The sequence below is a fragment of the Nocardia sp. CY41 genome (assembly GCF_009829325.1).
Taxonomy (GTDB): domain Bacteria; phylum Actinomycetota; class Actinomycetes; order Mycobacteriales; family Mycobacteriaceae; genus Nocardia.
The window spans coordinates 48195-72884 of record NZ_VUOS01000032.1; the positions used below are offsets into that span (position 1 = coordinate 48195).

General features: G+C 69.2%; 21 protein-coding genes. 7 read left to right on the plus strand and 14 right to left on the minus strand.

Annotated elements, in window-relative coordinates; all coding sequences use genetic code 11:
• Window positions 1-29: 29 nt before the first annotated feature.
• Window positions 30-377 carry a DoxX family protein gene (locus GVY64_RS30980; RefSeq protein WP_159849255.1) on the plus strand — a complete coding sequence of 116 codons (348 nt, stop codon included), beginning with the start codon at window positions 30-32 and terminating at the stop codon, window positions 375-377.
• A gap of 349 nt (window positions 378-726) precedes the next feature.
• Here the strand turns inward: GVY64_RS30980 and GVY64_RS30985 are convergent, their stop codons facing one another.
• The 7 genes from GVY64_RS30985 to GVY64_RS31015 all read right to left on the minus strand — a co-directional run bounded on the left by GVY64_RS30985 (window position 727) and on the right by GVY64_RS31015 (window position 8043).
• The gene (locus tag GVY64_RS30985; protein WP_159849257.1) at window positions 727-2313 is read right to left on the minus strand and encodes a GMC family oxidoreductase; all 1587 of its coding nucleotides are present in this window, start codon (window positions 2311-2313) and stop codon (window positions 727-729) included.
• A 105-nt stretch (window positions 2314-2418) separates the two neighbouring features.
• Complete coding sequence (locus tag GVY64_RS30990) at window positions 2419-2997, minus strand: TetR/AcrR family transcriptional regulator (RefSeq protein WP_159849259.1); 579 nt, start codon at window positions 2995-2997, stop codon at window positions 2419-2421.
• Between the two features lie 33 nt (window positions 2998-3030).
• Window positions 3031-4500, minus strand: a complete 1470-nt coding sequence (locus GVY64_RS30995; protein ID WP_159849261.1) for an FAD-dependent oxidoreductase — start codon at window positions 4498-4500, stop codon at window positions 3031-3033.
• Between the two features lie 14 nt (window positions 4501-4514).
• Entirely contained in the window at window positions 4515-4919 is a 405-nt protein-coding gene (locus GVY64_RS31000) for a carboxymuconolactone decarboxylase family protein (RefSeq protein ID WP_159849263.1), read from the minus strand.
• Window positions 4916-5794 carry an NAD(P)-dependent oxidoreductase gene (locus GVY64_RS31005; protein WP_159849265.1) on the minus strand — a complete coding sequence of 293 codons (879 nt, stop codon included), beginning with the start codon at window positions 5792-5794 and terminating at the stop codon, window positions 4916-4918. The genes GVY64_RS31000 and GVY64_RS31005 overlap by 4 nt, the downstream gene beginning before the upstream one ends.
• Window positions 5791-6543: an SDR family oxidoreductase gene (locus GVY64_RS31010; protein WP_159849267.1), complete on the minus strand. Its 753-nt coding sequence runs from the start codon at window positions 6541-6543 to the stop codon at window positions 5791-5793. The genes GVY64_RS31005 and GVY64_RS31010 overlap by 4 nt, the downstream gene beginning before the upstream one ends.
• A gap of 33 nt (window positions 6544-6576) precedes the next feature.
• The gene (locus GVY64_RS31015) at window positions 6577-8043 is read right to left on the minus strand and encodes an aldehyde dehydrogenase (protein WP_159849269.1); all 1467 of its coding nucleotides are present in this window, start codon (window positions 8041-8043) and stop codon (window positions 6577-6579) included.
• 325 nt (window positions 8044-8368) lie between these two features.
• On the opposite strand from GVY64_RS31015, the gene GVY64_RS31020 reads away from it, so the two are divergent.
• From GVY64_RS31020 to GVY64_RS31035, 4 genes are all read left to right on the plus strand, one after another.
• Complete coding sequence (locus GVY64_RS31020) at window positions 8369-9175, plus strand: SDR family oxidoreductase (protein WP_159849270.1); 807 nt, start codon at window positions 8369-8371, stop codon at window positions 9173-9175.
• 9 nt (window positions 9176-9184) lie between these two features.
• Entirely contained in the window at window positions 9185-9382 is a 198-nt protein-coding gene (locus GVY64_RS31025; protein WP_159849272.1) for a ferredoxin, read from the plus strand.
• A gap of 135 nt (window positions 9383-9517) precedes the next feature.
• Window positions 9518-11110 carry a succinic semialdehyde dehydrogenase gene (locus GVY64_RS31030; protein WP_159849274.1) on the plus strand — a complete coding sequence of 531 codons (1593 nt, stop codon included), beginning with the start codon at window positions 9518-9520 and terminating at the stop codon, window positions 11108-11110.
• Window positions 11111-11207: 97 nt separating this feature from the next.
• A complete protein-coding gene (locus GVY64_RS31035; protein ID WP_159849276.1) occupies window positions 11208-11693 on the plus strand; it encodes a glutathione peroxidase in 486 nt (161 codons plus the stop codon).
• 168 nt (window positions 11694-11861) lie between these two features.
• Here GVY64_RS31035 and GVY64_RS31040 read toward each other — a convergent pair whose 3' ends face one another.
• The 3 genes from GVY64_RS31040 to GVY64_RS31050 all read right to left on the minus strand — a co-directional run bounded on the left by GVY64_RS31040 (window position 11862) and on the right by GVY64_RS31050 (window position 15912).
• Window positions 11862-13235 carry an NtaA/DmoA family FMN-dependent monooxygenase gene (locus GVY64_RS31040; protein ID WP_201298235.1) on the minus strand — a complete coding sequence of 458 codons (1374 nt, stop codon included), beginning with the start codon at window positions 13233-13235 and terminating at the stop codon, window positions 11862-11864.
• A 10-nt stretch (window positions 13236-13245) separates the two neighbouring features.
• Entirely contained in the window at window positions 13246-14292 is a 1047-nt protein-coding gene (locus GVY64_RS31045) for an LLM class flavin-dependent oxidoreductase (RefSeq protein ID WP_159849278.1), read from the minus strand.
• 168 nt (window positions 14293-14460) lie between these two features.
• The gene (locus GVY64_RS31050) at window positions 14461-15912 is read right to left on the minus strand and encodes an MFS transporter (RefSeq protein WP_159849280.1); all 1452 of its coding nucleotides are present in this window, start codon (window positions 15910-15912) and stop codon (window positions 14461-14463) included.
• Between the two features lie 224 nt (window positions 15913-16136).
• On the opposite strand from GVY64_RS31050, the gene car reads away from it, so the two are divergent.
• Window positions 16137-19640: a carboxylic acid reductase gene (gene car / locus GVY64_RS31055; protein WP_159849282.1), complete on the plus strand. Its 3504-nt coding sequence runs from the start codon at window positions 16137-16139 to the stop codon at window positions 19638-19640.
• Window positions 19641-19643: 3 nt separating this feature from the next.
• Here the strand turns inward: car and GVY64_RS31060 are convergent, their stop codons facing one another.
• Together GVY64_RS31060 and GVY64_RS31065 are read right to left on the minus strand one after the other, a co-directional pair.
• A complete protein-coding gene (locus GVY64_RS31060; RefSeq protein ID WP_159849284.1) occupies window positions 19644-21308 on the minus strand; it encodes a sulfatase-like hydrolase/transferase in 1665 nt (554 codons plus the stop codon).
• 165 nt (window positions 21309-21473) lie between these two features.
• Window positions 21474-22160, minus strand: a complete 687-nt coding sequence (locus GVY64_RS31065; RefSeq protein ID WP_159849286.1) for a TetR/AcrR family transcriptional regulator — start codon at window positions 22158-22160, stop codon at window positions 21474-21476.
• A gap of 148 nt (window positions 22161-22308) precedes the next feature.
• Here GVY64_RS31065 and GVY64_RS31070 point away from each other — a divergent pair, with 148 nt between their 5' ends.
• Window positions 22309-23253 (plus strand): NAD-dependent epimerase/dehydratase family protein, encoded by a 945-nt coding sequence (locus GVY64_RS31070; protein ID WP_159849288.1) that lies wholly within the window; start codon window positions 22309-22311, stop codon window positions 23251-23253.
• Between the two features lie 247 nt (window positions 23254-23500).
• Here GVY64_RS31070 and GVY64_RS31075 read toward each other — a convergent pair whose 3' ends face one another.
• A complete protein-coding gene (locus GVY64_RS31075) occupies window positions 23501-23815 on the minus strand; it encodes a hypothetical protein (protein ID WP_159849290.1) in 315 nt (104 codons plus the stop codon).
• Window positions 23816-24132: 317 nt separating this feature from the next.
• Complete coding sequence (locus GVY64_RS31080) at window positions 24133-24423, minus strand: hypothetical protein (protein ID WP_159849292.1); 291 nt, start codon at window positions 24421-24423, stop codon at window positions 24133-24135.
• Window positions 24424-24690 lie beyond the last annotated feature (267 nt).

A 24690-nucleotide genomic window follows, 5' to 3' on the forward strand; every position in this document is an offset into this window, starting at 1 on the left:
GGTGCGGCCACCGACGAAAGGGTATTGCCATGGACATCGCCTACGTCGTCACGACGGTGCTGGCGGCCGCGGCCGCTTTCCTCGCGGCGGGCATCGACGTGGTCCGCGCCGAGTGGATGCGGACGAATATGCGCGCCTACGGGGTTCCGGAGTCGTGGCTGACGCCGTTGGCCGTCGTCAAGGCGCTCGGCGGGGCGGGGCTGCTCGCCGGTCTGGCGTTTCCGCCGATCGGTGTGGCGGCGGGGATCGGGTTGGTGCTCTACTTCGTCGGCGCGGTGCTCACCGTGGTCCGGGCACGGTTCTATACGCACATCGGTTACCCGCTGCCCTATCTTCTGCTGGCCGCCGCCTCACTCGGGTTGTTCGTCACGTCGTGAACGCGCATCGGCAGGCGCGATGAGCGTTGCCGTCGCACACCGGCGCGGGACAGTCTCGCCATCGCGCGGGTGCAGGCGTAGCCGGTGGCCGGTGCCGGTGTCAGAACAGTTCGTCAGCCCGTATCGGCACGTGATCTCGCGTGGCGGATGAGCGGACGTCGCCACGCGCCGTCCTGCCGCGCAGCATTCGAGGCACCTGTCGGACGCGGCGGTCCACCGCCGCAGGGCCGGCCGATGACGTCGAAGCGCGCGGCCCGGCCCGGGACGGGGTTTCCGTGGGCAGTCCGAGCCCGCTGTGCCGAGATTCCTCCGGTGCGTCGCGTGCCGAACGGGAAGGAATGGACCGCCCTTACCCGGCAAGGATGAACTTGGCCGCCTGCTCGCCGATGAACACCGCCGGTGCGTGCGTGTGCCCGCGGATGATGAGCGGCATCACCGAGGCGTCGGCCACTCGAAGTCCCTGCACGCCACGCACTTCCAGCCGCGGCGTGACGACGCTGGCGGCGTCGGTGCCCATGCGGCAGGTGCCGACCGGATGGTAGAGCGTGTGCGCATAGGAGTTGAGCGTCAGTTCGAGCACGGCTTCGGGTTCCGCGGGCGCCTGCGGCGGATAGATCAGCGGGCCGAGCACCGCCTTCATCGAGGGTTCCGCGGCGATGGCGGCGCACACGCGCAGCCCGGCCATGATGGCGGCGCGGTCGGCGCCCGCGCTGTCGGACAGGTAGCGCGGATCGATCACGGGTTTGGCGGACGGGTCGGCGCCGGACAGGGCGATCCGTCCCCGGCTCTGCGGACGCAGCAGCACTGTCGCCAGGATCACGCCGTGTTCGGTCGGGTCCTGCAGTCCTTCGTAGTAGAACGGCGCGGGCGCGAAGACCAGTTCCAGATCGGGGAACTCCAGATCGGCCCGGCTGCGGATGAACCCGTACGCCTCGCCGACATTCGAGGTGAGCATGCCGCGATGGCGGATCAGGTACGCCAGCAGCTGGCGCGGCTTCTCGGCGCCGAACAACGAATCGCCCGCGACGCTGTAGCCGAGCCCGGCGACCAGGTGGTCCTGCAGATTCGCGCCCACCTCCGGCGCGTGGTGGCGCACCTGGATGCCGTGGCGGGTCAGGTCGTCCCGGTCGCCGATGCCGGAGAGCATCAGCAGTTGCGGGCTGTTGATCGCGCCGCCGCACAACACGACCTCGCGCCGCGCGGTGACCGTGTGGGTGGCGCCGCCCCGGCGGTACTCCACGCCGACGGCGCGCGTGCCGTCGAACAGCACCCGGGTGGCCAGCGCGTCGCTGCGCACCGTGAGGTTCGGCCTGCGCAGGGCGGGCCGCAGGTAGGCGTCCGCGGTGCTCCAGCGGCGGCCGCCGCGCTGGGTGACCATGGTCTCGCTGAACCCGTCGGGCTGCGGACGGTTCGGCGGCTCGACCTGGTAGCCCGCCTCCTGGACCGCGGCCAGGTAGGCGGCGGTGAGGCCGCGCGGGCTGCGCTGGCGGGAGACGTGCAGCGGACCTTCGGTGCCCTCGTCGGGATACTGGGCGTTCTCCACACGTTCGATGCGCCGGAACTGCTCGACGGCCGCGGCGAAGCCCCACTCCGCACCCGCCAGCAGCGCCCACTCGTCGTAATCCGCGCGGAATCCGCGCACCCACATCATGGCGTTCATCGAGGACGAGCCGCCGAACATCTTGCCGCGCGGCCAGTAGATCTCGCGGTTCTTCAGTTCCGGCTGCGGCTGCGTGAGGTAGTCCCAATCCACCTCGGAGCGGAACAGTTTCGCGAAGCCGGCGGGAATGTGCGCGAACTTGTTCTTGTCCGGCGGGCCCGCTTCCAGCAACGCCACCGTGGTGCCCGGATCGGCGCTGAGCCGATTGGCCACCACCGCGCCCGCCGATCCCGAACCGACGACGACGTAGTCCGCGGAAAGCTCACCAGGTTGCACTTTTCCCACTCCGATCTGCACCGACTACGGCAAAGATACGAGCAAGCATGCGCCGTGCGGTCCGGTTTCGGGTAACCGGCCCGAAGTCGTCCGGCGTTGTCCGCGCTACCGCAGAATCAGCAGCGCCGAGGCCTCGATGCGGTCGGCGATCTCGGAGTACGACCCGTAGCCCATGCCCGCGCGCACCAGTGCGCCCGCGTAGAGCAATTCCAGCGACTCGACCACGTCCGGGTCCGGATCCGGACCGAGCGCGCGGATGATGCGCTTGCGAATCTCGGCGCCGATGCGTCCGCGCAGATGCTCCACGTCGGGGTCGCGGCCGAGCAACGCGCTGGTGACCGCGCCGGAGAGTTCCTGCTCGTCGGCCACCAGCATCGCGATGTTGCGCAGTTCGGCGACCACCCGGACGGTCGGATCCGGGTCCTCGCTGACCGGTGACGGCGATGCGACCAGCCGCCGCCAGAAGATCTCGGCGACCAGATGCTCCTTCGACGAGAAATAGGTGTACGCCGTGGCTGTCCCGACGCCCGCCGCCGCGGCGACCATCCGGATGGTCATACCGGCGAACCCTTCCCGCGCGAGCACTTCCACCGCCGCGCGGGTCAGCTTGTCGACGGTGTCGGCCTGCTTGCCGGAGAGCCTGCGGCGGGTCGCTTCGAGAATGACGGAATCGGGTTCGGACATGTGTCTGGATCCTACTATGCGGACTGGAACGGTTCAGTTCTTGGCCGCCGCGATGCCGGCCCGGCGCCCGTAGAAACTGCCGTCGCCCAGCGACGCGCCGCTGACGTACCCGCCCGCGCACAGGCCCGAGGTGCACCGGCCCGCCGCGAACAGTCCCGGGATCGGCTCCCCGGAGACGTGCAGCACCCGGGAGTCCAGGTCGGTGCGCAGTCCGCCCAAGGTGAAACCGGCTGTGAAGCCGCGCATGTCGAACGCCGCCACCGGTCCGCGCAGCGGCCGCACCCATTCCGGCTTCTTGCCCAGCAACGGGTCCTCGCCGTTGGCGGCGTGCAGGTTGTAGCACTCCACGGTGGCCTGCAACGCCTGGCCGGGCAGGCCCATCTCGGCTTCCAGTTCGGCGATGGTCTCCGCCGCCCAGGTGGGAGGCTGACGGAAGAACGGCGTCGAGGTCTCGGTCGTGAGCGCCTCCTCGTAGGACGCCTCGTCGATCACCAGGTACGCCTGATTGTCCTGCTGGATCAGCGTCGCCTGCCCGATCCGGCCGGGGTAGGTGTCCTCGGTGACGTAGCGCTGGCCGCGCCCGTTGACCAGGATGCCGCGGGCCAGCAGTTGCGGGTCCCCGAAGAAGGCCACCTCGGTCGCGTCCATGTGCGCCAGTTCCGCGCCGAGCGCCTGGGCCAGCCGGATGCCGATGCCGTCGTGTTCCTCGATCGCCGCGGCGGGCCTGCCGATCAGCCGCGGTGCGTAGCCTTCGATCATCTCCTTGTGATAGGCGAAGCTGCCGGTGGCCAGCACGACGCCGCGTTCGGCGCGGATGGCGACCGGCTTGCCGTAGCGGCGGGCGAGCACGCCGACCACTCGATCGTCGTCGTCGACGATCAGCTGCGCGATCCGCATGTCGTATTCCGCGCGCACGCCCAGCGCTTGCGCGGTGTCGGCCAGCGGCTTCATCAGCATGTAGCCGCCGCCCTTCTCGCCGGTGCGCTTGTCGGCCATCTGCGGGACATGGCCGCGCGGAGCGGGTTTCGCGATCGCGTTGAACGGCGCGGCGTTCTCGCCGCCGGAGTACATCAGTCCTTCGTCGTGCGGCGGCTCCCACCCCGGCTCGCCCCAGAACGCCTCGCGGAACGGCACGCCGCAGGACACCAGCCAGGTGAAGTGCTCGACGCTGCCGCGGCAGTAGTCGGCGATCTTCGCCTTGTCCACGCCGGGGCCGAGCGCGGCGAGCAGGAAGGTCTCCATGTTCTCGGGCGTGTCCTCGAAGCCGAGGGCCTGCTGCAGCGGTGTGCCGCCGCCCAGGTAGATGAAGCCGCCCGCCAGGGCGGCGGCGCCGCCCCAGCCGCCGGTGCGCTCCAGGACCAGCACGTCCGCACCGGCGCGGGCGGCCTCGATGGCGGCGCACACCCCGGCGATGCCGTATCCGGCGACGACGACGTCGGCCCGGTGATCCCAGGTCTCTACCCGGCTCGCGCGCAAGGGACGAATGGTGGTGGCGTCGGACATGGTCAACGAATCCTTCACTGCTCGGCGGACGCGGATTGCGCGCGGGCGGCCTTCTTCTGCTGTGCCACGATCGTGCCCACCAGGATGTCGAGTTTGGTGCCGTTCGGCCAACCCACGTAGTGACATAAGAACACCGCGATCTCGTGCAACTGGTCTTCGGTGAGTTCGCCGTTGCGCAGCGCGGCCCCGATCTGGATGCCCGCGGTGTCGATCGCGCCTTGTGCCGTCAGTGCGCCGAGCAGCAGCAGCCTGCGGTCGCGGACGGTGAGCCCGGGCCGCGACCAGATGTCGGCGAAGAGGTGGTCGGCGGTGACGGCGAAGTGGGCGCCCGGGTATTCCTGGAACTCCGTGCCGTACACCTCGGCCATTTTGGCCAGACCGCGCTGTCGCACGGTGTCACCGGATCCATTGTCGCTCATGCTGATTGCCTTTCCGATGCGATGGTGCCGGTCCCGACGCCGAGTCCGGGACCGAGCCGTTCGAGGGCCGATTCGGCCAGCGGCAGCGCGGTGCCGAGCCGTTCACCCAGCTCCAGGGCGAGGCTCAGGTCCTTCTCGCCGAGGTCGCGCACGTGCCGCAGGATCGGCAGCCAGAAGTCGCCGTCCTGGATCGGGGCGGTGGTGTCGCGCAGCATGATGGCGCCCGGCCCACCGGTGACCGCGTCGGAGTGCCGCACCACCTTGCCGAGGGCGGTGAGGTCGAGACCGGCCGCCTCGGCCAGCCGTTGCGCCTCGGTGGCCGCGGTGAAAGAGACGAAGTGCAGCAGGTTGCGCGCCAATTTCATGCGCGTGCCCGCGCCGACCGGCCCGGCGTGCACGATCAGATCGGCGAAGCGGCCGAACGGTTCGCGCACTTGCTCGAACGCCACCGCGCTGCCGCCGACCATGACCGCCAGCGCGCCGCGGGTCGCGCCGGGCGCGCCGCCGCTGATCGGCGCGTCCACCAGCTCGACGCCGTGCTCGCCGCAGACCGCCGCGAGTTCTTCGGCGGTGCGGTCGCTGATCGTGGAGTGCACGGCGACCACGGTGCCCGGCGCGGCGGTCCGCAACACGCCTTCCGGGCCCGTGATCACGTCGCGGACCTGGGCGTCGTTCACCACGGTGATCGAGATGATCGCCGCCTGCCCGGCGAGTTCGGCGGCGGAGGCGACCGCTTCGGCGCCGGCGGCGAGGAACGGCTCGACCGCTTCCGGCCGCATGTCGCACACCGCGAGCCCGCCCGGCCAGTCCAGCAAACGCTTGGCCATCGGCGCGCCCATGTTGCCGAGGCCGAGGAATCCGATGCGAGCGCTCATGACCGCACGATCTGTCCGCCGTCGACGTTGAAGATCTGCCCGGTGACCCAGCTCGCCTCGTCCGACAGCAGGTACAGGCAGGCGCCGACCAGGTCCTGCGGCGTGCCCATTCGCTTGAGCGGCAGGCGCTTGACGATGTCGTCGACGATCACCTCCGGGGTGACGGCCTTGGTGGCGTCGGTGTCGATCGGCCCCGGCGCGATCGCGTTGACGCGGATGTTCGACCCGCCGAGTTCGAAGGCCAATTGCTGGGTCAGCCCGTTGACGCCTACTTTCGCCAGGCCGTAGAAGCTGGAATACAGCCATGCCGCGGTGGAGGACTGGTTGACGATCGATCCGCTGCCCCGCTTGGACATGTGCGGCCAGACGGCGCGGGTCATGATCAGAGCGCCGTCCATGTTCACGCTCATGAACTTCTTGTAGTAGTCCCACGGCACGGTCAACAGCAGGTTCAGCTTCATCTCGCCGTAGATGGCGGCATTGTTCACCAAGTGGTCGATGGCGCCGAACTCGGCGACGGTGAGATCGGCCAGCGCGGTCGCGGAATCGGGATCGGCCACGTCGACCTGTCCGAACACGGCCGTGCCGCCGTCGGCGACGATCTTCTCGACCACCGCCGCCCCGCCCTCGGCGTTCTTGTCGGCGACGACGACGTTCGCGCCTTCGGCGGCCAGCGCCTGCGCGTAGGCGGCGCCGATGCCCTGGGCGGCGCCGGTGACGATGGCGGATCTTCCCGTGAAACGGGCCATGGAGTTCAGCTCCTCTGTGTTGTCCCGCGGCGGTCAGGCCGCGGTGGCGATGACTTTGGTCTCGAGGTACTCCTCGAAACCGGCGATGCCCATCTCGCGGCCGAGGCCGGATTGCTTGTATCCGCCGAACGGAACGTCGGCGGAGTACCAGATGCCGCCGTTCACGCTCAGCGTTCCGGTGCGCACGCCTTCGGTGACGCGCCGGATGCGTTCGGGCTCGGTACCCCACACCGAACCGGAGAGGCCGTAGGGGGAGTCGTTGGCGATGCGGACCGCGTCCTCGTCGCCGTCGTGCGGAATGATCACCAGGACCGGGCCGAAGATCTCCTCGCGGGCGACGGTCGAGCTGTTGGGGACGTCCGCGATCAACGTCGGTTCGACGAAGAATCCGCGCTCGCGCTCCGGTCGCCCACCGCCGACGACGATGCGACCGCCCTCGGCGCGCGCGATGTCGATGTAGCGTTCCACTCTGGCGCGCTGGCGTTCGGAGATCAGCGGTCCGCAGACGGTGCGCGGGTCGGCCGGGTCGCCCGGCCGGATCCCGCCGAGCGTGGCCGCCGCCGCTTGGACCGCCCGGTCGTAGGCGGCGCGGGGAACCAGCAGCCGGGTGGACAGCGCGCATCCCTGCCCGGCGTGCACGCACACCGAGAACGCCGCCACCGAGCAGGCCGCCGCGATGTCGGCGTCGTCGAGCACGATGAAGGCCGACTTGCCGCCCAGTTCGAGGAACGCCTTTTTCAGCGTCGTGGCGGCGCCGGTCATGACCGCGCGGCCGGTGGCCGTGGACCCGGTGAAACTGATCATGTCGACGCGCGGATCCGCGGTGAGCCGGGCGCCGAGCGCGTGGTCCGCGGAGGTCACGATGTTCACCACGCCCGCCGGGATATCGGTCTCCTCGGCGATGACGGCCCCGACCGCCGCCGCGCACCAGGGCGTGTCGGGGGCGGGTTTGAGCACGACAGTGTTCCCCGCGGCCAGCGCGGGTCCCAGCTTCGCGAAGTTGATCTGGTGCGGGAAATTCCACGGCGTGATCGCCCCGACCACGCCGATCGGTTCCCGGCGCAGGGTTCGGCGGGTCTTGATGCCCATCGGCTCGGCGACGCCCAGATCCGTTTCCCAGTCGTAGGTTTCGGCGAGTCCGGCCGCGTAGGCGAGGTCGGCGACCGGGCCTTCCAGCTGCGGGCCGCCGGTGAGCATCCGCGGTGCGCCGACCTCGGCGATCGTGATCTCGCGCAGGTCCTCGACGTGGGATTGCAGCGCGGTGCGCAGCTGCTCTAGGCAGCGGGCGCGGAAACCGTGATCGCGCGACCAATCCGTCTCGTCGAACGCGGTGCGCGCGGCCTCGATGGCGGCGTCGAGATCGGCCGCGTTCGCGTCCGCGGCGAGGCCGAGGACCTCCTCGGTCGCGGGATTCACCGTCGCGAAGACACCGTCGGCGCCCTCGACCAGCTTGCCGCCGATCAGCAGGCGGGACCCGTCGGCGGGCAGAAGGCTGCTCATGGATTACTCCGATACTGTCTGGACACGTGTACGGAATATAGTCCGGGGCGGTGATCGGTGGCAATAACAGGTTCTAACTCTGCCATTCTCGCCGATGTTGCCGCTCGAGGTGGCGTGACCGCTCGGATGCCTGGGGCGTGACGGCGGCGATGCGGGCAAATGAGTGCTGGTCGCACGATTGTCGAGGCGCAGTGGCGGTGGTAGTGTCCAGACACATGTCCAGCTATCTGTCTTCACGTCGATGTCCCCGCCGTGGCATTCGGTGGAACGCGTTCTCGGTTTCGCCTGGTTTCGCCCGCCCGACCATCATCGTGGAGACCCGATAATGCCCAGATTCGCACCCCACCCGGAGCGCAGGCCCGCGCTCGTCTCCGGCGCCTCCTCCGGGATCGGCGCGGCTACCGCCGTGGCCTTGGCCGAACTCGGCCACCCGGTCGCGCTCGGCGCGCGCCGGGTCGAACAGTGCGCCGAGCTGGCGGACAAGATCCGCGCCGATGGCGGCGAGGCGTTCGCGCACCGTCTGGACGTCACCGAGCCGGATTCGGTCGAGGAATTCGTGCGCGCAGCCGAAGAGGCGCTCGGCCCCACCGAGATCCTCGTCTCCAGCGCGGGCGACATCGAGTTCGGGCAGGCGCACGCCATGGATCCGGAACGGTTCGTGCGCCAGGTGCAGGTCCACCTCGTGGGCGCGCAGCGCCTCGTGCACCGCGTGCTGCCCGGCATGCTGCGCAGGCAACGTGGCGACATCGTGCTGATCAGCTCGGATTGCGCGCCGGAACCGCGGCCGCGCACCGGCGCCTACAGCGCCGCCAAGGCGGGACTGGAAGCGATGGCCGCGCAGATGCGCATGGAACTCGAGGGCAGCGGCGTCCGCCTGTCGCTGGTCCGGCCCGGCCCGACCCTGACCGGTATGGGCATGAACTCCACGCCCGAGATCGTCGGCCCGGTCCTGGAGGACTGGAAGTCCTGGGGATTCGCCAGGCACCCGTACATGCTGCGGGCGAGCGATCTGGCCGCGGCGGTGGTGGCGGTGGTGGCCACGCCGCGGGGTTCGCACCTGGTGCTGGTCGAAGTGCAACCCGAGGCGCCGATCCGTCCCCTCGTGGACGACGCGGGAACCAACGAACAGTAAGGAGCGACGATGCGAGTGCTGGCCGATCTGGAGCTGTGTCAAGGCCATGCCGTATGCCAGGACGAGGCGCCCGAAGCGTTCCGCGTCCCCAAGCGCGGCAAAGTGGAGATCCTCGACGCCGTAGCCGACCCCGCCGCGCAGGCCGAGGTCCAGCGCGCCGTGCGTTACTGCCCGACCCGGGCGTTGTCCGTCGTCGCCGACGAGTGACCGGAAATCCGCACCGGCGGCACGGTAGGCAGGGCGGACCGGGGCGAATACGATGAATCCGAAACCGGAACGTGTTCTAATTCAGTCGCACGGCCCGGCACCTGCGGGGATGCCCGACGTCATGGAGAAGATCCGATGAGCACAGCACACACCGAGAAGGCGGCCGGCACGCTGCCCGCCAGGATCACCGCAGAGCTGATCACCCGGCTGACCGGTTCGGTCGCCGCCGACGGCAGCGCGGCGCCGTTCGAGATGATCGAGGTCTACACCGGCGCTCCGGTCGGTGCGCTTCCGCAGTCGACCCCGCAGGACGTGCTGGCCGCGTGCGCCGCCGCCCGGACGGCGCAGGCCGAGTGGGCCGCGCTGCCGTTGCGGCAACGGCTGCGGGTGTTCGAGCGGCTGCACGAGCTGATCCTCGGCGAAGTGGAGACCATCGCCGATCTCATCCAGATCGGGTGCGGCAAAACCCGCCGGATGGCCGTCGAGGAATCCTGCGACGTGCCCATGGTGATCAGCCACTACCTCAAGACCGCGCGCCGGGTGCTGCGGCCGAAACGGCGGGGCGGGCCGATGCCGCTGCTGACCACGTCGACCGAACAGCACCGCCCCAAAGGGCTCGTCGCCGTGATCGCCCCGTGGAACTTCCCCTTCGCCATCGCCCTGTCCGACGCCATGCCCGCGCTGATGGCGGGCAACGGCGTCGTGCTGAAGCCCGACAACAAGACCGCGCTGTGCGTGCTGTTCGGCGTCGAGTTGCTGCACCGGGCCGGATTGCCCCGCGGGCTGGTCCAGGTGGTGTGCGGTGCGGGACCCGATATCGGCCCGACCGTGATCGACAACGTCGATTACGTCATGTTCACCGGCTCGACCGCCACCGGCCGGATCGTCGGCGAGCAGGCAGGCCGCAACCTCATCGGGTGCAGCCTCGAACTGGGCGGCAAGAATCCGATGATCGTGCTCGCCGACGCGAACCTGGACGAGGTGATTCCCGGCGCGGTGTTCGCGGCGTTCGCCAACTCGGGGCAGGCGTGCATGCACATCGAACGGATCTATGTGCACCGCTCCATCCACGACGAGTTCCTGCGCCGGTTGGTCGCCGCGGCGGCGGAGTTGAACGGAAAGATCGGCGGCACCTACGATTACGTGCCCGAATTCGGGTCCCTCGTCTCCCCGCAACAGCTGGAGCGGGTCGCCGCCCATGTCGAGGACGCGCGGTCCAAGGGAGCCACCGTGCACGTGGGCGGGCAGGCGCGCCCCGATGTCGGTCCGGCGTTCTACGAGGCCACCGTGCTCACCGGCGTGACTGCGGAGATGACCCATGCGACGCTGGAGACCTTCGGCCCGGTCGTCACCGTGTACCCGTTCGACGACGAGCAGGAGGCGGTGCGCCTGGCCAACGCCACCGACTACGGCTTGAACGCCAGCGTGTGGACCCGCGACCTGGCGCACGGCGAGCGCATCGCCGCACAGTTGCAGGCGGGCAACATCAACGTCAACGACGGTTTCGTCGCGACATACGCCGCCAAGGGCACGCCCTCCGGCGGCGTGAAGCAGTCCGGTGTCGGCACCCGGCACGGCGACCAGGGCCTGCTGAAGTACACCGACACGGTGAACGTCGGCGTGCTCAAGAAGCAGGTACTCGCCGCACGCGCGGGCCAGCCCTACGACAAGCAGCTGAAGATGACCTTGACGTCGCTGCGGCTGATGCGCCGCACCAGGTTGCGCTGAGCACGGGGTCCCACCCTCGACCGACGACGGTCACCGCCCGGGCCGATCCGGTAGCGTGGCCGCCGGGGTGGATCCACGGAATCGAGAACGGATACCTATGAGCCTTCGAGAAGTTCCGCTGCGCACGCTGTCCGGCGAGCCGACGACATTGGGTGACCTCGTCGGCGACCGCGCCGTCCTGCTGGTCAACGTGGCCTCGAAATGCGGACTGACGCCGCAGTACTCCGGGCTGGTCGAATTGCACGAGTCCTTCGGCCCGCGCGGTTTCAGCGTGGTCGGCGTGCCGTGCAACCAGTTCATGGGCCAGGAACCGGGCACCGCCGAGGAAATCCAGCAATTCTGTGCCACCACCTACGGCGTGGATTTCCCCTTGCTGGAGAAGACCGACGTCAACGGCGACCAGCGCCACGCCCTCTACCAGCACCTGGTGGAAACCCCCGACGCCGAAGGCAGCGCGGGCGACATCCAATGGAACTTCGAGAAGTTCCTCATCGACCGCGACGGCAAGGTCGCGGGCCGCTTCCGCCCACGCACCACCCCCGACGCGCCGGAATTGGTCGCCGCCATCGAATCCGTCCTCTGAGGTAGTCACGAACGAACAGCCGGGGCCGCCGTCCGCTCGAGACGGCGGCTTTGTTCAGCGGCGAGTGCCGGCAACGAACCTCGTCATTTGATCGCCAAGTGGTTGAGTGGCACATCGCTGCGGCGAATTGCGAGTAAGCCTCTCGATGGTGTGCCACTCGCGGGATCGTCAGGAGCGGCGGGTGAGGGGCTCGCGGAGTTCGAGGTGCTCGCGCAGGGTGGCGCCGGTGTACTCGGTGCGGTAGACGCCGCGTTCCTGGAGTTCGGGGACGAGCCAGTCCACGATCTCGTCGAGGCCGGTCGGGACCAGGTACGGGGAGATGTTGAAACCGTCGCTCGCGCCGTGGCGGACCCAGCGGGCCAGTTCGTCGGCGACCCGTGCGGGGGTGCCGGCGAAGCCGGAGCGTTCGGTGGAAGCGATCACCACTTCCCGGAGGGAGAGATTCTCCGCCTCGGCCCTGGCGCGCCAGTCGCGGGCGATGGCTGCCGGGTCTTGGCCGGCGCGCGGTGCGCCACGGGTTTCCGAGATCGGGCGGGGCTGCGGGTCGTCCGCGGGCAGGGGGCCGTCCGGGTCGAGCCCGGACAGGTCCCGGCCCCAGATCTGCCCGGCCAGCGACAGCGCGGTCTGGCCGGTGTACTGGCCGTTCTTCACCCAGCGCACCTTCTCCTCGACCTCGGATTCCTTCTCCGCGAGGATGATCTGCGTGCCGGGCAGGATCCGGATGTCGTCCTCCGGGCGGCCCGCGGCGCGCAGACGTGCGCGGATGTCGGTCGCGAAGGCGAGCGCGTCGTCGAAATGCGTCCCGTGCCGGGAGAAGATGACATCGGCGTGCGCCGCGGCGAAGTCGCGACCTGCCGGTGAATCGCCCGCCTGGAAGATCACCGGATGCCCTTGCGCGCTGCGCGGCAGCGTGGGGCTGATGCGGACGTCGAAGTGCGGACCGGTGCGCACGACCGGGTGGATCGCCTCGGCGCTCGCCCACGCCGGGCTCTGCTGCGACGTCGCGATCGCACCGTCGTCCCAGGCATCCCAGATCGCCCGCACCGTCGCGACGAACTCCGCGGCGCGCTCGTACCGCAACGCATGGTCGAGGAATCCGCCGCGACGGAAATTCGCTCCGGTCCAGGCGTTGTCGGTGGTGACCGCGTTCCAGCCCGCGCGACCGCCGGACAGCACATCCAGGCTGCCCAGTTTGCGCGCCAGGTCCGCGGGCTCGTTGTAGGTGGTGTTCTGGGTCGCGACCAGGCCGATGTGCCGGGTGATGCCCGCCAGTGCGGCGAGCTGGGTGATGGCGTCGGGGCGACCGGCGATGTCCAGTTCCAGGATCGCGCCGTCCTGCTCGCGCAGCCGCAGGCCCTCGCCGAGGAAGAACGCGTCGAACAGCCCGCGCTCGGCGGTCAGCGCCACCCTGCGGAAGGTCTCGAAGTCGATCTGCGAGCCGCCGGCCGGGTCGGACCAGATCGTGGTGTGGTTCACGCCCTGGAAGAAGACGCCGAAGTGGACCTGGGCGTCGGGACGCGGGAAGTCGGTCACGGAAACCATCTCCTGACGATCAGTGCGTGGTCGCGTAGCGGTTGGCGGGACGGGGCAAGCCGAGGTTTGCGCGCAGGGTCGAACCGGGAACCGGGCGGTGCGCGACCCCGATGCGCAACAAGGCGGGCACGACCTCGCGCGCGAGCACTGGCAGGTCCTCATCGATCACGGCCAAGTGCAGCCGCACTCCGTCCAGGTGGGTGCTGAGTTCGGTCAGCAGAGCGGTCAGTTCCCGCGCCGAACCGGAGAACGGGAGTCGGCCGGAGGAGTCGGCGGCGGCGCCGAATCGCTGCGCGGCAGGGACACCGGAGACGTCCAAGGTGACCTCGACCTCGGCGAAGACCAGCGCATCACCCGTCGCGCGCACCGCGGTCCCGGCCTCGACCGCCGCCGCGACGGAATCGGCGGCGACGAACCGGACGTCGACCTCCCCTTCCGCGCCGAACACCACCGGTTGGCCCTGGGGCGGTCGCGGCACGATGGCCGGTCCCTTCACCGCGAAGGTCTCGCCCTCGAAGTCGATGTAGTGCAGTTTGGTGCGGTCCAGGAAACGGCCGCTGGGGTAATCGCGGATGACCGCGTCGTCCTCCCAGGAATCCCAGAGGCGACGAGCCACCTCGATCGAATCCCGTTGCTCACGACCCAGTTCGGCGTCTCCAGCGATCGGTGTACGCCCCCAGGCGGCGGCGGCTCGCGCGTCGTCGACCCGCTCGGCGATCCAGCCGGCCCGCCCGCGCGAGGCGTAGTCCAGCGACGCCACCTGCGACGCCGTGTGGAACGGTTCGGCGTAGGTGGTGGCGACGGTGGGCACCAGCCCGATCGTGCTGGTGGTGGCCGCCACGAACGACGCCCGGGTCACCGCGTCGATGCGGCCGGGTATCTCGTGTCCCGGCAGGATCGAGTCGGCGAAAGTGGCCAGGGTGAATCCGGCGTTCTCGGCGGCGGCCACCCGCCTGCGCACGGTGTCGCCGGTGAGCAGGCGGTCTGGCGCGTGCGCCGCCCGCCGCCACGCCTCGGGACGGAATCCCTCCCCGTCGAGCTCCACGCCGAGCGCGAAAATACCCATCCCGCACCTTCTTCATTCCGCGAACCATGCGCGACGAGCGGTGGCCCGAGCCTGGCACGATCCGGCTCGGGCCACCGGTGGCGCACCCTTGGCGAGCATGCGCGGCGGGGTGGCGATACGCGATGGTTTGCGTCGCGATGATCCGAAGGTTGTCGAATGGCAGGCGAACTATCGCGCGGCGCGAGCCGCGAAGGCCGCGGCCACGAGAACCGTGACACCCTCGGCGATCGCAGTGCCGCCGAGGGCGTGCGCCGCGCTGGTCACCGTGCTGCCCGCCAGTCCCAGAAACAGCGACCCGAAGGTGGCGATCCCGACCACGATGCCGAGTTGCACGTTGGTCACCAGGATGCCGCTGGCGTCGGCCGCCAGGGTCATCGGGACCTTGGCCAGCGTGCGGGTCATGAGCGGACTGAAGGCAATGCCGTTGCCCGCGCCGCACAGACCGAGCAGTGTCAGGGCGAGCGGCCCGATCTCGGCGCCGTCGCGCAGCAGTGCGCCGAGGGCGACCATGCTCACCGCACCGAGCACGAGCCCGAGCGGGATCATCGTCGCGTGGCACCGAGCCGGGACGCGCTCCCAGTTCAGGCTGGCGACGGCGAAGGCCACCCCGAGCGGAACGAACAGCAGGCCCGCGTGCAACGCGCTGTAGCCCAGCGTGCTCTGCAGATGGATCGCCATGACGAACATCCAGCCGCCGAAGGTCGCCATGATCACGAACAGCGCGACCGCGGCGGGGACCAGGCCGGGCGCGGTGAGCACCGGCCGCGCGAAGAGGGGTTCGCCGCCACGGGAAGCGACGATCCGTTCGATCGCCACGAACGATGCGAAGCCGAGCACGCTGAAGGCCAACGCGACCCACGACCACAACGGCCAATCCAGCTCCCGTCCGAGCACCAGCGGCAGCACCAGCAGCAACACCGACGCGGTGAGGGTGGCCAGTCCCGGCAGGTCGAGCTTGCGCTCGAGGCGCTGGGTCGAGGACGGCAGGATGCGCGGCGCGGTGATGAGCAGCGCGAGCCCGATCGGCACGTTCACCAGGAACACCCCGCGCCAGCCGCTGCCGAACAGATCGGCGTTGACGATCAGGCCGCCCAGCACCTGCCCGGCGACCATGCCGCCGGAGATGATCGCCGAGTAGACGCTCAGGGCCCGCGCGCGGGCGTCGCCGGTGAACGTGCGCTGGATCAGCGTCATGATCTGCGGCACCATCGCCGCCGCGCCGACGCCTTGGGCGAATCGGAAGACGATCAGCGCGGTCTCGTTCCAGGCCAGACCGCAGGCCAGCGAGGCCACGGTGAACAGCGCCAGCCCGGCGACGAACGCGCGCCGCTGGGTGAATCGGTCACCGAGCCGTGCGCCGGTGACCAGCAGGACGGCATAGGCGATGACGTACCCGGCGACGATCAGCTGCAGGGCCGCACCGCTGGTGTGCAGCGAACCCCGGATGGAGGGGATCGCGACGTTGACGATGGAGGAGTCGAGCACCGCCATGAACTGGCCGGTGAGGATGACGATGAGGACGGCGAGTGAACGCCGCGCTCCCAGCGCGGCGGGCGGAGCGGCCGGGGCGGCGGCGGGCGTCGGTGCCGCCGCCGGACCCGGCGATATGGTCTGTGTCATGCACCGAGAATGCGGTGCGCCGGGCACCGGTAACAGGAGCCCGATGACACTGGTACCGGCAGCACCAGGCTGAGCGTGTCCCGCAAGGGAATTCCGGAACCTTTGGGACATTTCCGGCATTGTGTCCAGTGTCACAGACGCATGCGGCGGCTATCACCTGACCGAAGTGCTTAGGCGAGCTAACGTGTTTGGGGAAGCGCGTTCCCGGGCCAAAGGAGGTCGTCGTGGCATCTGAGACACGCAGGGAGCGGCTCCTGGGCCGCATCACCCGGCTGTACGCCGAATACGACGACATCCGCAACGCCACACCGCGTGCGGAGGTCACCGAGAAGGTTCGCGAATCCGGCGCGGGGCTCGCGGAGATCATCGAGACGGTCATGGTCGGTTACGCCGACCGGCCCGCCCTCGGCCGGCGCGCGACGGAACTGCGCACCGGCGAGACCGGCCGCACGACGCCGGCGCTGCTGCCCGAATTCGACACCATCACCTACGGCGAGCTGTGGGAGCGCGTACGCGCGGTGGCCGCGGCGTGGCACGGTGACGCGCGCGATCCGCTCCGAGCAGGCGACTTCGTGGCCATCCTCGGCTTCACCAGTAGCGACTACACCACACTCGATCTGGCGTGCATCCACTTGGGCCTGGTCGCGGTTCCACTGCAAGCCGGCGCGCCCGTCGCTCAGCTGACCGCGATCGTCGGGGAGACCGCGCCCCGCGTGCTCGCCGCCACCCCGGACCTGCTCGACGCCGCGGTGGCCTGTGCGTTGGCGGAGTCCGGACCGCGACGGCTGGTCGTCTTCGACTACCACCCGGGAGACGACGACCAGCGCGCGGCGTTCGAGGCGGCCCGCGCCCGGCTGGCCGATGCGAGCAGCCCGGTGCTCATCGAAACCTTCGACGAGGTGCTCGCGCGCGGCAGGTCGCTGCCGCAGGCGCCGCTGTTCGCCGCCGAGCCGGGCGAGGACCCGCTGGCGCTGCTGATCTACACCTCGGGGAGCACCGGGACACCCAAAGGGGCGATGTACACCCAGCGGCTGGTCGCCCGGAGTTGGGTGAACCGGCCCGACGTCGCCGCGATCAATCTCAACTACATGCCGATGAGCCACGTGGCCGGTCGCGGATCGCTGACCGGCGTGCTGGCCCGCGGCGGCACCGCGTACTTCGCGGCCGAGAGCGACATGTCGACGCTCTTCGACGACATCGCGCTCGCGCGACCGACCGAGCTGTTTCTCGTTCCGCGCGTGTGCGACATGATCTTCCAGCGTTTCCGGAGCGAGATGGATCGGCGCTGCGCACCGGGCGTCGACCGGGCCGCATTGGAAACGGAGGTGAAAACTCAACTGCGCGAGCACTTCTTGGGCGGGCGCCTGGTCATGGCGATCTGCGGAAGCGCTCCGGTGTCGGCGGAGATGAAATCCTTCGTCGAGTCGGTGCTCGACCTGGAGCTGCACGACGGCTACGGGTCCACCGAGGCGGGTGGCGTCGTCGTCATCGACGGATGGGTGCAGCGTCCTCCGGTGGTCGAGTACAAGCTCGCCGACGTCCCCGAGCTGGGTTACTTCCGCACCGACAAACCGCATCCGCGCGGCGAGCTGCTGTTGAAGAGCGCCACCGTGATCTCGGGCTACTACAAGCGGCCCGAGCTCACGGCCGAGATCTTCGACTCCGAAGGCTTCTACCGGACCGGCGACATCGTCGCCGAGCTCGCGCCGGACCGCCTGGTCTACGTCGATCGCCGCAACAACGTGCTGAAACTGTCCCAGGGCGAATTCGTCGCGATCTCTCATCTGGAGGCGGTCTACGCGACCAGCCCGCTGATCCGGCAGATCTTCGTGTACGGCAGCAGTGAACGCGCCTACCTCCTCGCCGTGATCGTGCCGACCGAGGACGTGCTCGGCTGGAGTGACACCGAGAAGATGAAGACGGCGTTGAGCGAATCGCTGCGACAGCTCGCCAAGGACGCCGAACTGCAGTCCTACGAGATTCCCCGGGATTTCCTGATCGAGCCCGAGCCGTTCACCGCCGCCGGCGGATTGCTCTCGGGCATCGGGAAATTGCTGCGCCCCAAGCTGAAAGAGCGCTACGAGCCGCGTTTGCTGGAGCTGTACGCCGAGCTGGCCGCAGGACAGGCGAACGAGCTGCTCGACCTGCGCCACACCGCGCTCGATCGGCCCGTGCTGGAGACGGTGGGCCGCGCGGCGAAAGCGGTCCTGGGCTGCGCGGAGGCCGACCTGCGCCCGGACGCGCACTTCACCGATCTCGGCGGCGACTCGCTCTCGGCGCTGTCGCTGTCGAACCTGCTGCACGAGATCTTCGAGGTCGAGGTCCCGGTGTCGGTGGTGATCAGCCCGGCGAACAGCCTGCGCGAGGTGGCGGACTACATCGCGGCCGAGCGCGCTTCCGGCGGCCGGGGCGCCGCATACGCCGCGGTGCACGGCGACAGCCCGCAGGTCCGCGCCGCCGACCTGACGCTGGACAAGTTCCTCGACGCCCGCACGCTCGCCGAGGCGCCGGCTCTGCCGCGCCCGTCCACGACCACGCGCACCGTGCTGCTCACCGGCGCGAACGGCTACCTCGGGCGCTTCCTGTGCCTGGAGTGGCTGCGGCGCATGCACGACAGCGGGGGCACCCTCGTCTGCCTGGTCCGCGGCTCGGACGCGGAGGCGGCGCGCCGGCGCCTCGACAGCGCCTTCGACTCCGGAGATCCCGCGCTGATCCGCGCTTTCCGAACTCTGGCCGCCGAGCATCTCGAGGTGATCCCCGGGGACATCGGAGAGCCGAACCTGGGCCTGGACGACGGGACGTGGCAGCGGCTGGCCGAACGCGTCGATGTGATCGTGCATCCCGCCGCACTGGTCAACCATGTGCTGCCCTACCGGCAACTGTTCGGCCCCAACGTGGTCGGCACCGCCGAGCTGATCCGTCTCGCGCTCACCACGCGGCTCAAGCCGTTCACGTATCTGTCCACGGTCGCCGTGGCCGCGCAGATCGATCCGGCCGTCTTCGCCGAGGACGGCGATATTCGCCGGATCAGCCCGGTGCGCGCCGTGGACGACAGCTACGCCAACGGCTACGGCAACAGCAAATGGGCGGGTGAAGTGCTGCTACGCGAGGCCAACGACCTGTGTGGGCTGCCGGTCGCGGTGTTCCGGTCGGACATGATCCTCGCCGACCGCCGCTACGCCGGTCAGCTCAACGTGCCGGACATCTTCACCCGGCTCCTGCTGAGCCTGATCGTCACGGGTATCGCGCCGTTCTCCTTCTACCGCACCGACGCGGGCGGCGACCGCCCGCGGGCCCACTACGACGGCCTGCCCGTCGATTTCACCGCCGAGGCGATCACCGTATTGGGCGCCTCGGCGGCGACCGGTTTCCGGAGTTTCGATGTGCTCAACCCGCACGACGACGGCCGCTCGCTCGACGAGTTCGTCGACTGGCTCATCGCCGCCGGCCATCGGATCGAGCGGATCGCCGACTACGACGAGTGGGTCACCCGGTTCGAGACCGCCCTGCGGGCGCTTCCGGAACGGCAGCGCCAAGCATCCGTCCTGCCGTTGCTGCACGCCTATCGGCGCCCGGCCCCGGCCGTGCGCGGCTCGGCCCTGCCCGCGGAGAAATTCCGCTCAGCCGTCCGATCCGCGAAAATCGGTGCCGAACACGACATTCCGCAGATTTCTCCGGAACTCATCGAGAAATACGCCACGGACCTGAAGCTGCGCGGCCTGGTGTAGGAGCTAGGACGGTCGCGGCACGGCATCCAGCAGTGCGTTGGCGATGCGTTCGGCTTGGACCAGAATGTTCGTCTGCGCGGAGATGTAGTCGCCGATGCCTTGTTCCTGGGCGGCCTGCAGATACGGCGGCAGCGGCTGTTGGATTTCGGTGCGGATGACGTTGTCCAGCAGCGCCTCCATCTCGCCTCGCAGCGGATTCCCGGTCGCGGCCTGGTTGTCGAGTTCGAGCCGGCCGCCGTCGGTGCTGTAGTCGTAGAGTTCGAATTCCTGTTGTTGCGCCGGATCGATCTGGATCCGGCCGTGCACCCAATGGGAATACGACGCGAACTTCGCGTCGGCGGTGCGCACCATGGCGACATGCCCGGGCGCGTCCTGGTTGAACAGGATCGCGGCTTCTTCGATCGAAGCCTCGTCGGTGGTGTGGGCGACCCACGGCCTGCCGGTGGCTCCCGGGTTGCGGCAGAGCGCGGCGATGTCCAGACGTCCGCTGAGATGTTCGTACCGTCCGTCGCCGCGCCATGCGTCGCCGCCGGTGCCGATGGTGAGCAGCAGCGGAGTGAAGTCGACGCTGGAGGTGAGCTGATCCCTCGTGCTCGTCCCGTCCACCGGGCTCAGGTAGCCGCGCGGATCGTGGACGTAGAGCGGAACGCGCAGCGCCTCGTCATAGGCCGCGCCGCCTTTACCGTGCAGGCCGTGCGAACCGGCGTAGTCGCCGTGGTCGGAGGTGAAGACGACGACGGTGTTGGCGGCGACGTCGGGACGCGACTGCAAGGTGTCGAGCACCCGGCCGATCTGGATGTCGACCTGCTGCTGCGCCCACAGATAGAGGTTGCGCATCTCGATCCAGGCCTGCAAGGCCTCCGGTGTCCCGTAGGGCGCCGCGCCGAACGCCACCGCCGACACCTCCACCAACGCCATTTGCAAGCGCGGCTTGCGCGAGAGTTGGTCGAGGGATTCGAAGTTGGGCGGCAGCTCGTTCATCCACCGCGGGATGTCGGCGTTGAACTGGTCGCGCCGCGTCCAGCGCGGCCACCACTGGATGTCGTGCGGGTTGACCAGCGACACCGTCGTACACCAGGGCGCGTTGCCGGAATCGTTGTGGAACCAATCGGCGAATTGATCGACGATCTTCGGATCCGCTTGCAAGCCCTGCCCCGGCGCCCCGTTCGGGGAGGGATAGGTGCCACCGTGGAAACCGTAGGCTTCGAGCGCTCCGGGCGTGCGATCGGGATAACTGCCGAGATGCCACTTGCCCCAGTACGTGGTGTCGTAGCCGTGGTCGCGCAGTATGGAGCCCCACGTGGGGAACAGGGGTGACAATGTCGACTCCGACACGACCATGACCCCGGTCTGCTGCGCGTAGAGACCGGTCAGCAGGCAGCCGCGTGCGGGCGTGCAATCGTTGGCCGCCGTGTAGTGATTCTCGAACGACACACTGCCGCGGCGGATGCGGGCGATGTTCGGCAGAACGGCGTCCAGCGTCTGCTGATCCGGGAACCACACGGGGGTGCGCATCTCGTCCACGATGATCACGAGGATGTTCGGCTTGTCCGGATCGGTGTCCGCTCGCGCCCGGCCCGGAGCGGACCCGGTGGACACGGCGGCCGCGGCTGTCGCGGAGGTGGCCGCGCTGGTCAGAAATCCCCGGCGAGTGAACGAACTCGGCAATGTTCCTCCACGAATGAGTGATGTTCGTCGGACGAGTGGAACGCGAGATTCTCGGTGCTGTCACCGTAGCGCCGCCGGGCGTGCGGTAGCCGTACTCCGGTGCGGACACGCCGCCGTGCCGTCGTCGCGCGGGAGCCGGCCGGGCGGTGACGGCCGGAAGTCCGATTACGGCAGGCCGACCAGGTCGGCCATGACGTTCATATGGTGGTCGAAGTAGTCGGCGCGGGCATCGATGAGGCCGTGCAAGCGGCCGAAGACTTCGAAGTTGATCAGGCCGAACAATTGAGTCCAGCCCACGAAGACCCGGTCGAGCACGTCTTCGGGTAGATCGGCGGCTTGCTGCTCGATGAGCAGGCGTAGGTCGGCGTGGACGGTCGCGGGAAGCGGCGTCGAAATCGGCAAGGGGGTCAGTTGCTTCGCACCTGCCTGCGCGATGGCGGCCAGCCGGAGGACCACGGCCGCGGCCGGGGCGATCGTGTCCTCCGGTGCGGCGTAGCCGGGCACCGGACTGCCGTAGAGCAATCCGTATTCGGCCGGGTGGGACAGCGCCCATTCCCGGACGGACGAGCACACCGCCATCCATCGGCCGCGCAGATCGGCGGCGGGCGGTTTCGCGTCGGCGGCTTCGGCCTCGGCGGCGAGCGCCCGATACGCCTCCATGATCAGCGCGGTCAGCAGGTCGTCCCGGCTCGGGAAGTACCGGTAGAGCGCGGACGCGACGATGCCCATATCGCGGGCGACCCCGCGCAGGGACAGATTCGCGCCGTCCACCGCCAACCGTTTGCGCGCCACCGCCTTGATCTCCTCGATCATCTCGGAGCGGACGCGGGCACGCAGTGACTGGGCGGACATGGCTCCCAGTCTAGGAACAGTCGACAGATAAGAGAACGAAGGCACGATTTGTGAACAGTGTTCTTGACTCGGATAGGTGTTCTGGGCTACGCTCGAGTTCTCGAAGAGAGCACTGTTCTCTGAATCGCGCCAGACAGGTTGGATTGCCATGTCCCTGCACGTCGTCATAGGAGCCGGTCCGGTTGGAACGGCTACCGCCGAACTGCTCGCTACCCGAGGTATCCGGGTGCGCTCGATCACCCGAAGCGGATCCGGCCCGGACCATCCGCTGATCGAGCGCGTCGCCGCCGACGCCGCCGACGCCGAGGCACTGATTTCGCATTGTGCTGGCGCGGATGTCGTCTACCAGTGCGCCCAACCTGCCTATCACCGGTGGGTGACCGACTTTCCACCGCTGGCCGCCGCCGTGTTGCGGGCGGCCGAAGTAACCGGCGCCGTGCTGGTGAGCGTCGGAAACCTCTACGGCTACGGACGGGTCGACGGCCCGATCGGCGAGCGTCATCCCTTGCGCCCCAACAGCGGGAAGGGCCGGGTTCGGGCGCAGATATGGGCTGAGGCGCTGGCCGCGCACGAGGCGGGCCGCGTGCGCGTCGCCGAAGTACGCGGATCGGACTACCTCGGTGCGGGGGCGCAATCGGCCTTCACCATGGTGGCGCTGCCCGCCGTGCTCTCGGGTCGCCGAGTGTGGTTCCCGGCGGATCCGGACGCCGCACACAGCTGGACCGATGTCGGTGACACCGCCCGGACCCTGGTCGCGGTCGCCCACGACGAGAGCGCTTGGGGGCGAGCGTGGCACACGCCGACCGCGGCCCCCATGTCCATCCGCGAACTGGCCGGGCTGGCCGCAACGGTGGCGGGCGCGCCGCCCGTGCGGGTGAGCCGGATGCCCACCGCGGTGCTATGGGCCGCCGGGCTTCTCGAGCCCAACGCCCGCGAGATGCGGGAGTTGCGCTACCAGTTCGATCGCCCGTTCGTCATCGACTCGTCCGCCGCGAACGCGGCCTTCGGCATCGACCCGACACCCACCGTGGAGTCCTTGCGCGCCACGATCACCGCCGTTCGTGCCGATGAAGAACCCACATTGATCCGGTGAATCCGGCGGATCCGCTCGACAGCGGAGCCTTGGACGCCTGGCCGTCGAGTCGGAGAAAACTTGCGGGAGCAGCTGGTGCATTCCGATGGCCGCGACGCTGATCGGTGCGGGCGCAGGGACGGTGCGTGCCGCCGCTCCGGTCGTATCGGCCAGCGGTTCCGGCATGGTGGTCGACGACCAGGGCAATGCACGCCCACCACGATGGGATGCGATGACGCGGGACGCGGCTGGTCGGGTTCCCCGCGGTTCATTGCGTCGTCGCTGCGGGTCGGAAGGGATACTCCGCGCCCAACTCTCCGGCGAAGTGGCGCACGGCATGTTCCCGCATGCGGCGGCCGTACACCGGGTCCGCGGCCAGATCCGTATAGGTCTCGAATCGGCGCCCTGAGGGGAACGCCGCTCGCGCCACTACGTCCTGCGGCATCGGCCGGGGCTCCGCTTCCACCCATGGGGTGTGGCCGACCCACGCGGCGGGCTCGACCATCGACCGGCCCGGGTCCCGCCGCACGGACCCGATGACCCGCCTGGTCGAGGCGGCCCCGTGCTGCGCCTGTTCTGTCATGGCGCGCAAGCTGACACGCCGCACCGACAGCGATGAATCCGCGGCGACGGCGCGACAGCCCCGTGCCGTCCGGCGGGTCGCCGGACGGCACGGGGCTGGTATTCCAGGAAGCCGCACACGCCGGAGCGTGGCGTGCTATCTCTGTGCAGAGAAACGGAATCATCCGGGTTCATCACTGTCGTGGCTACCGCGCCACGGAGAATGAATAGTTGAATCCGGCAATTTCACTGCAATAGCGGGCGCACGCTGCTGTACAGCGGCGCAGAAGATATCCGGCCCGAGCGGATCGGGCGAAGCGGTGATCTCTCGCGACCGGATCAGGCGGCGGGCTGGGGCTGGTTCAGGTCCCGGACGCCGGTGATCGCATCGATGATGTTGACGATGGCGGAGGTGCCGCCGTCGAGGGCCGAGCTACCGGAGTCCAGCATGGCGGAACCGGAGGACGAGCCGGCCGAACCTGTGGACGAGCCGCCGTCGGCCGAGCCCGAGGCCAAGCCGGCGGAGCCGGTGGCGGGGGAGTGGGCGGCGGAGGCCACCGCGACCGGGCCGAAGAACAGGGCGGCGGCGGAGATGGTGCCTGCGGCGGCAAGGGCCTTGCGAGAGAACATATGCGGAGCTTCCTTTCACGGATGGATAACGACGTCATCACGACGTGCACCAGCAACGTTAGGAAAAAGAAATCAGCAAAGCCACTTCTCTCTTTGTGTGAATAATCACCGTTAATAATGAGCTAACAAAATATTGTAGGCAAGTAACACAATTTGATCTTCGCTTGGGAGTTGATTTCCGGACGATCCTCGCGATCCGGGCATGGCGCCCCGGTGCGACGCCGTGCCGACCACCGCCGCGGGGTCGGGCCGCGGCCCTTGTGGAAC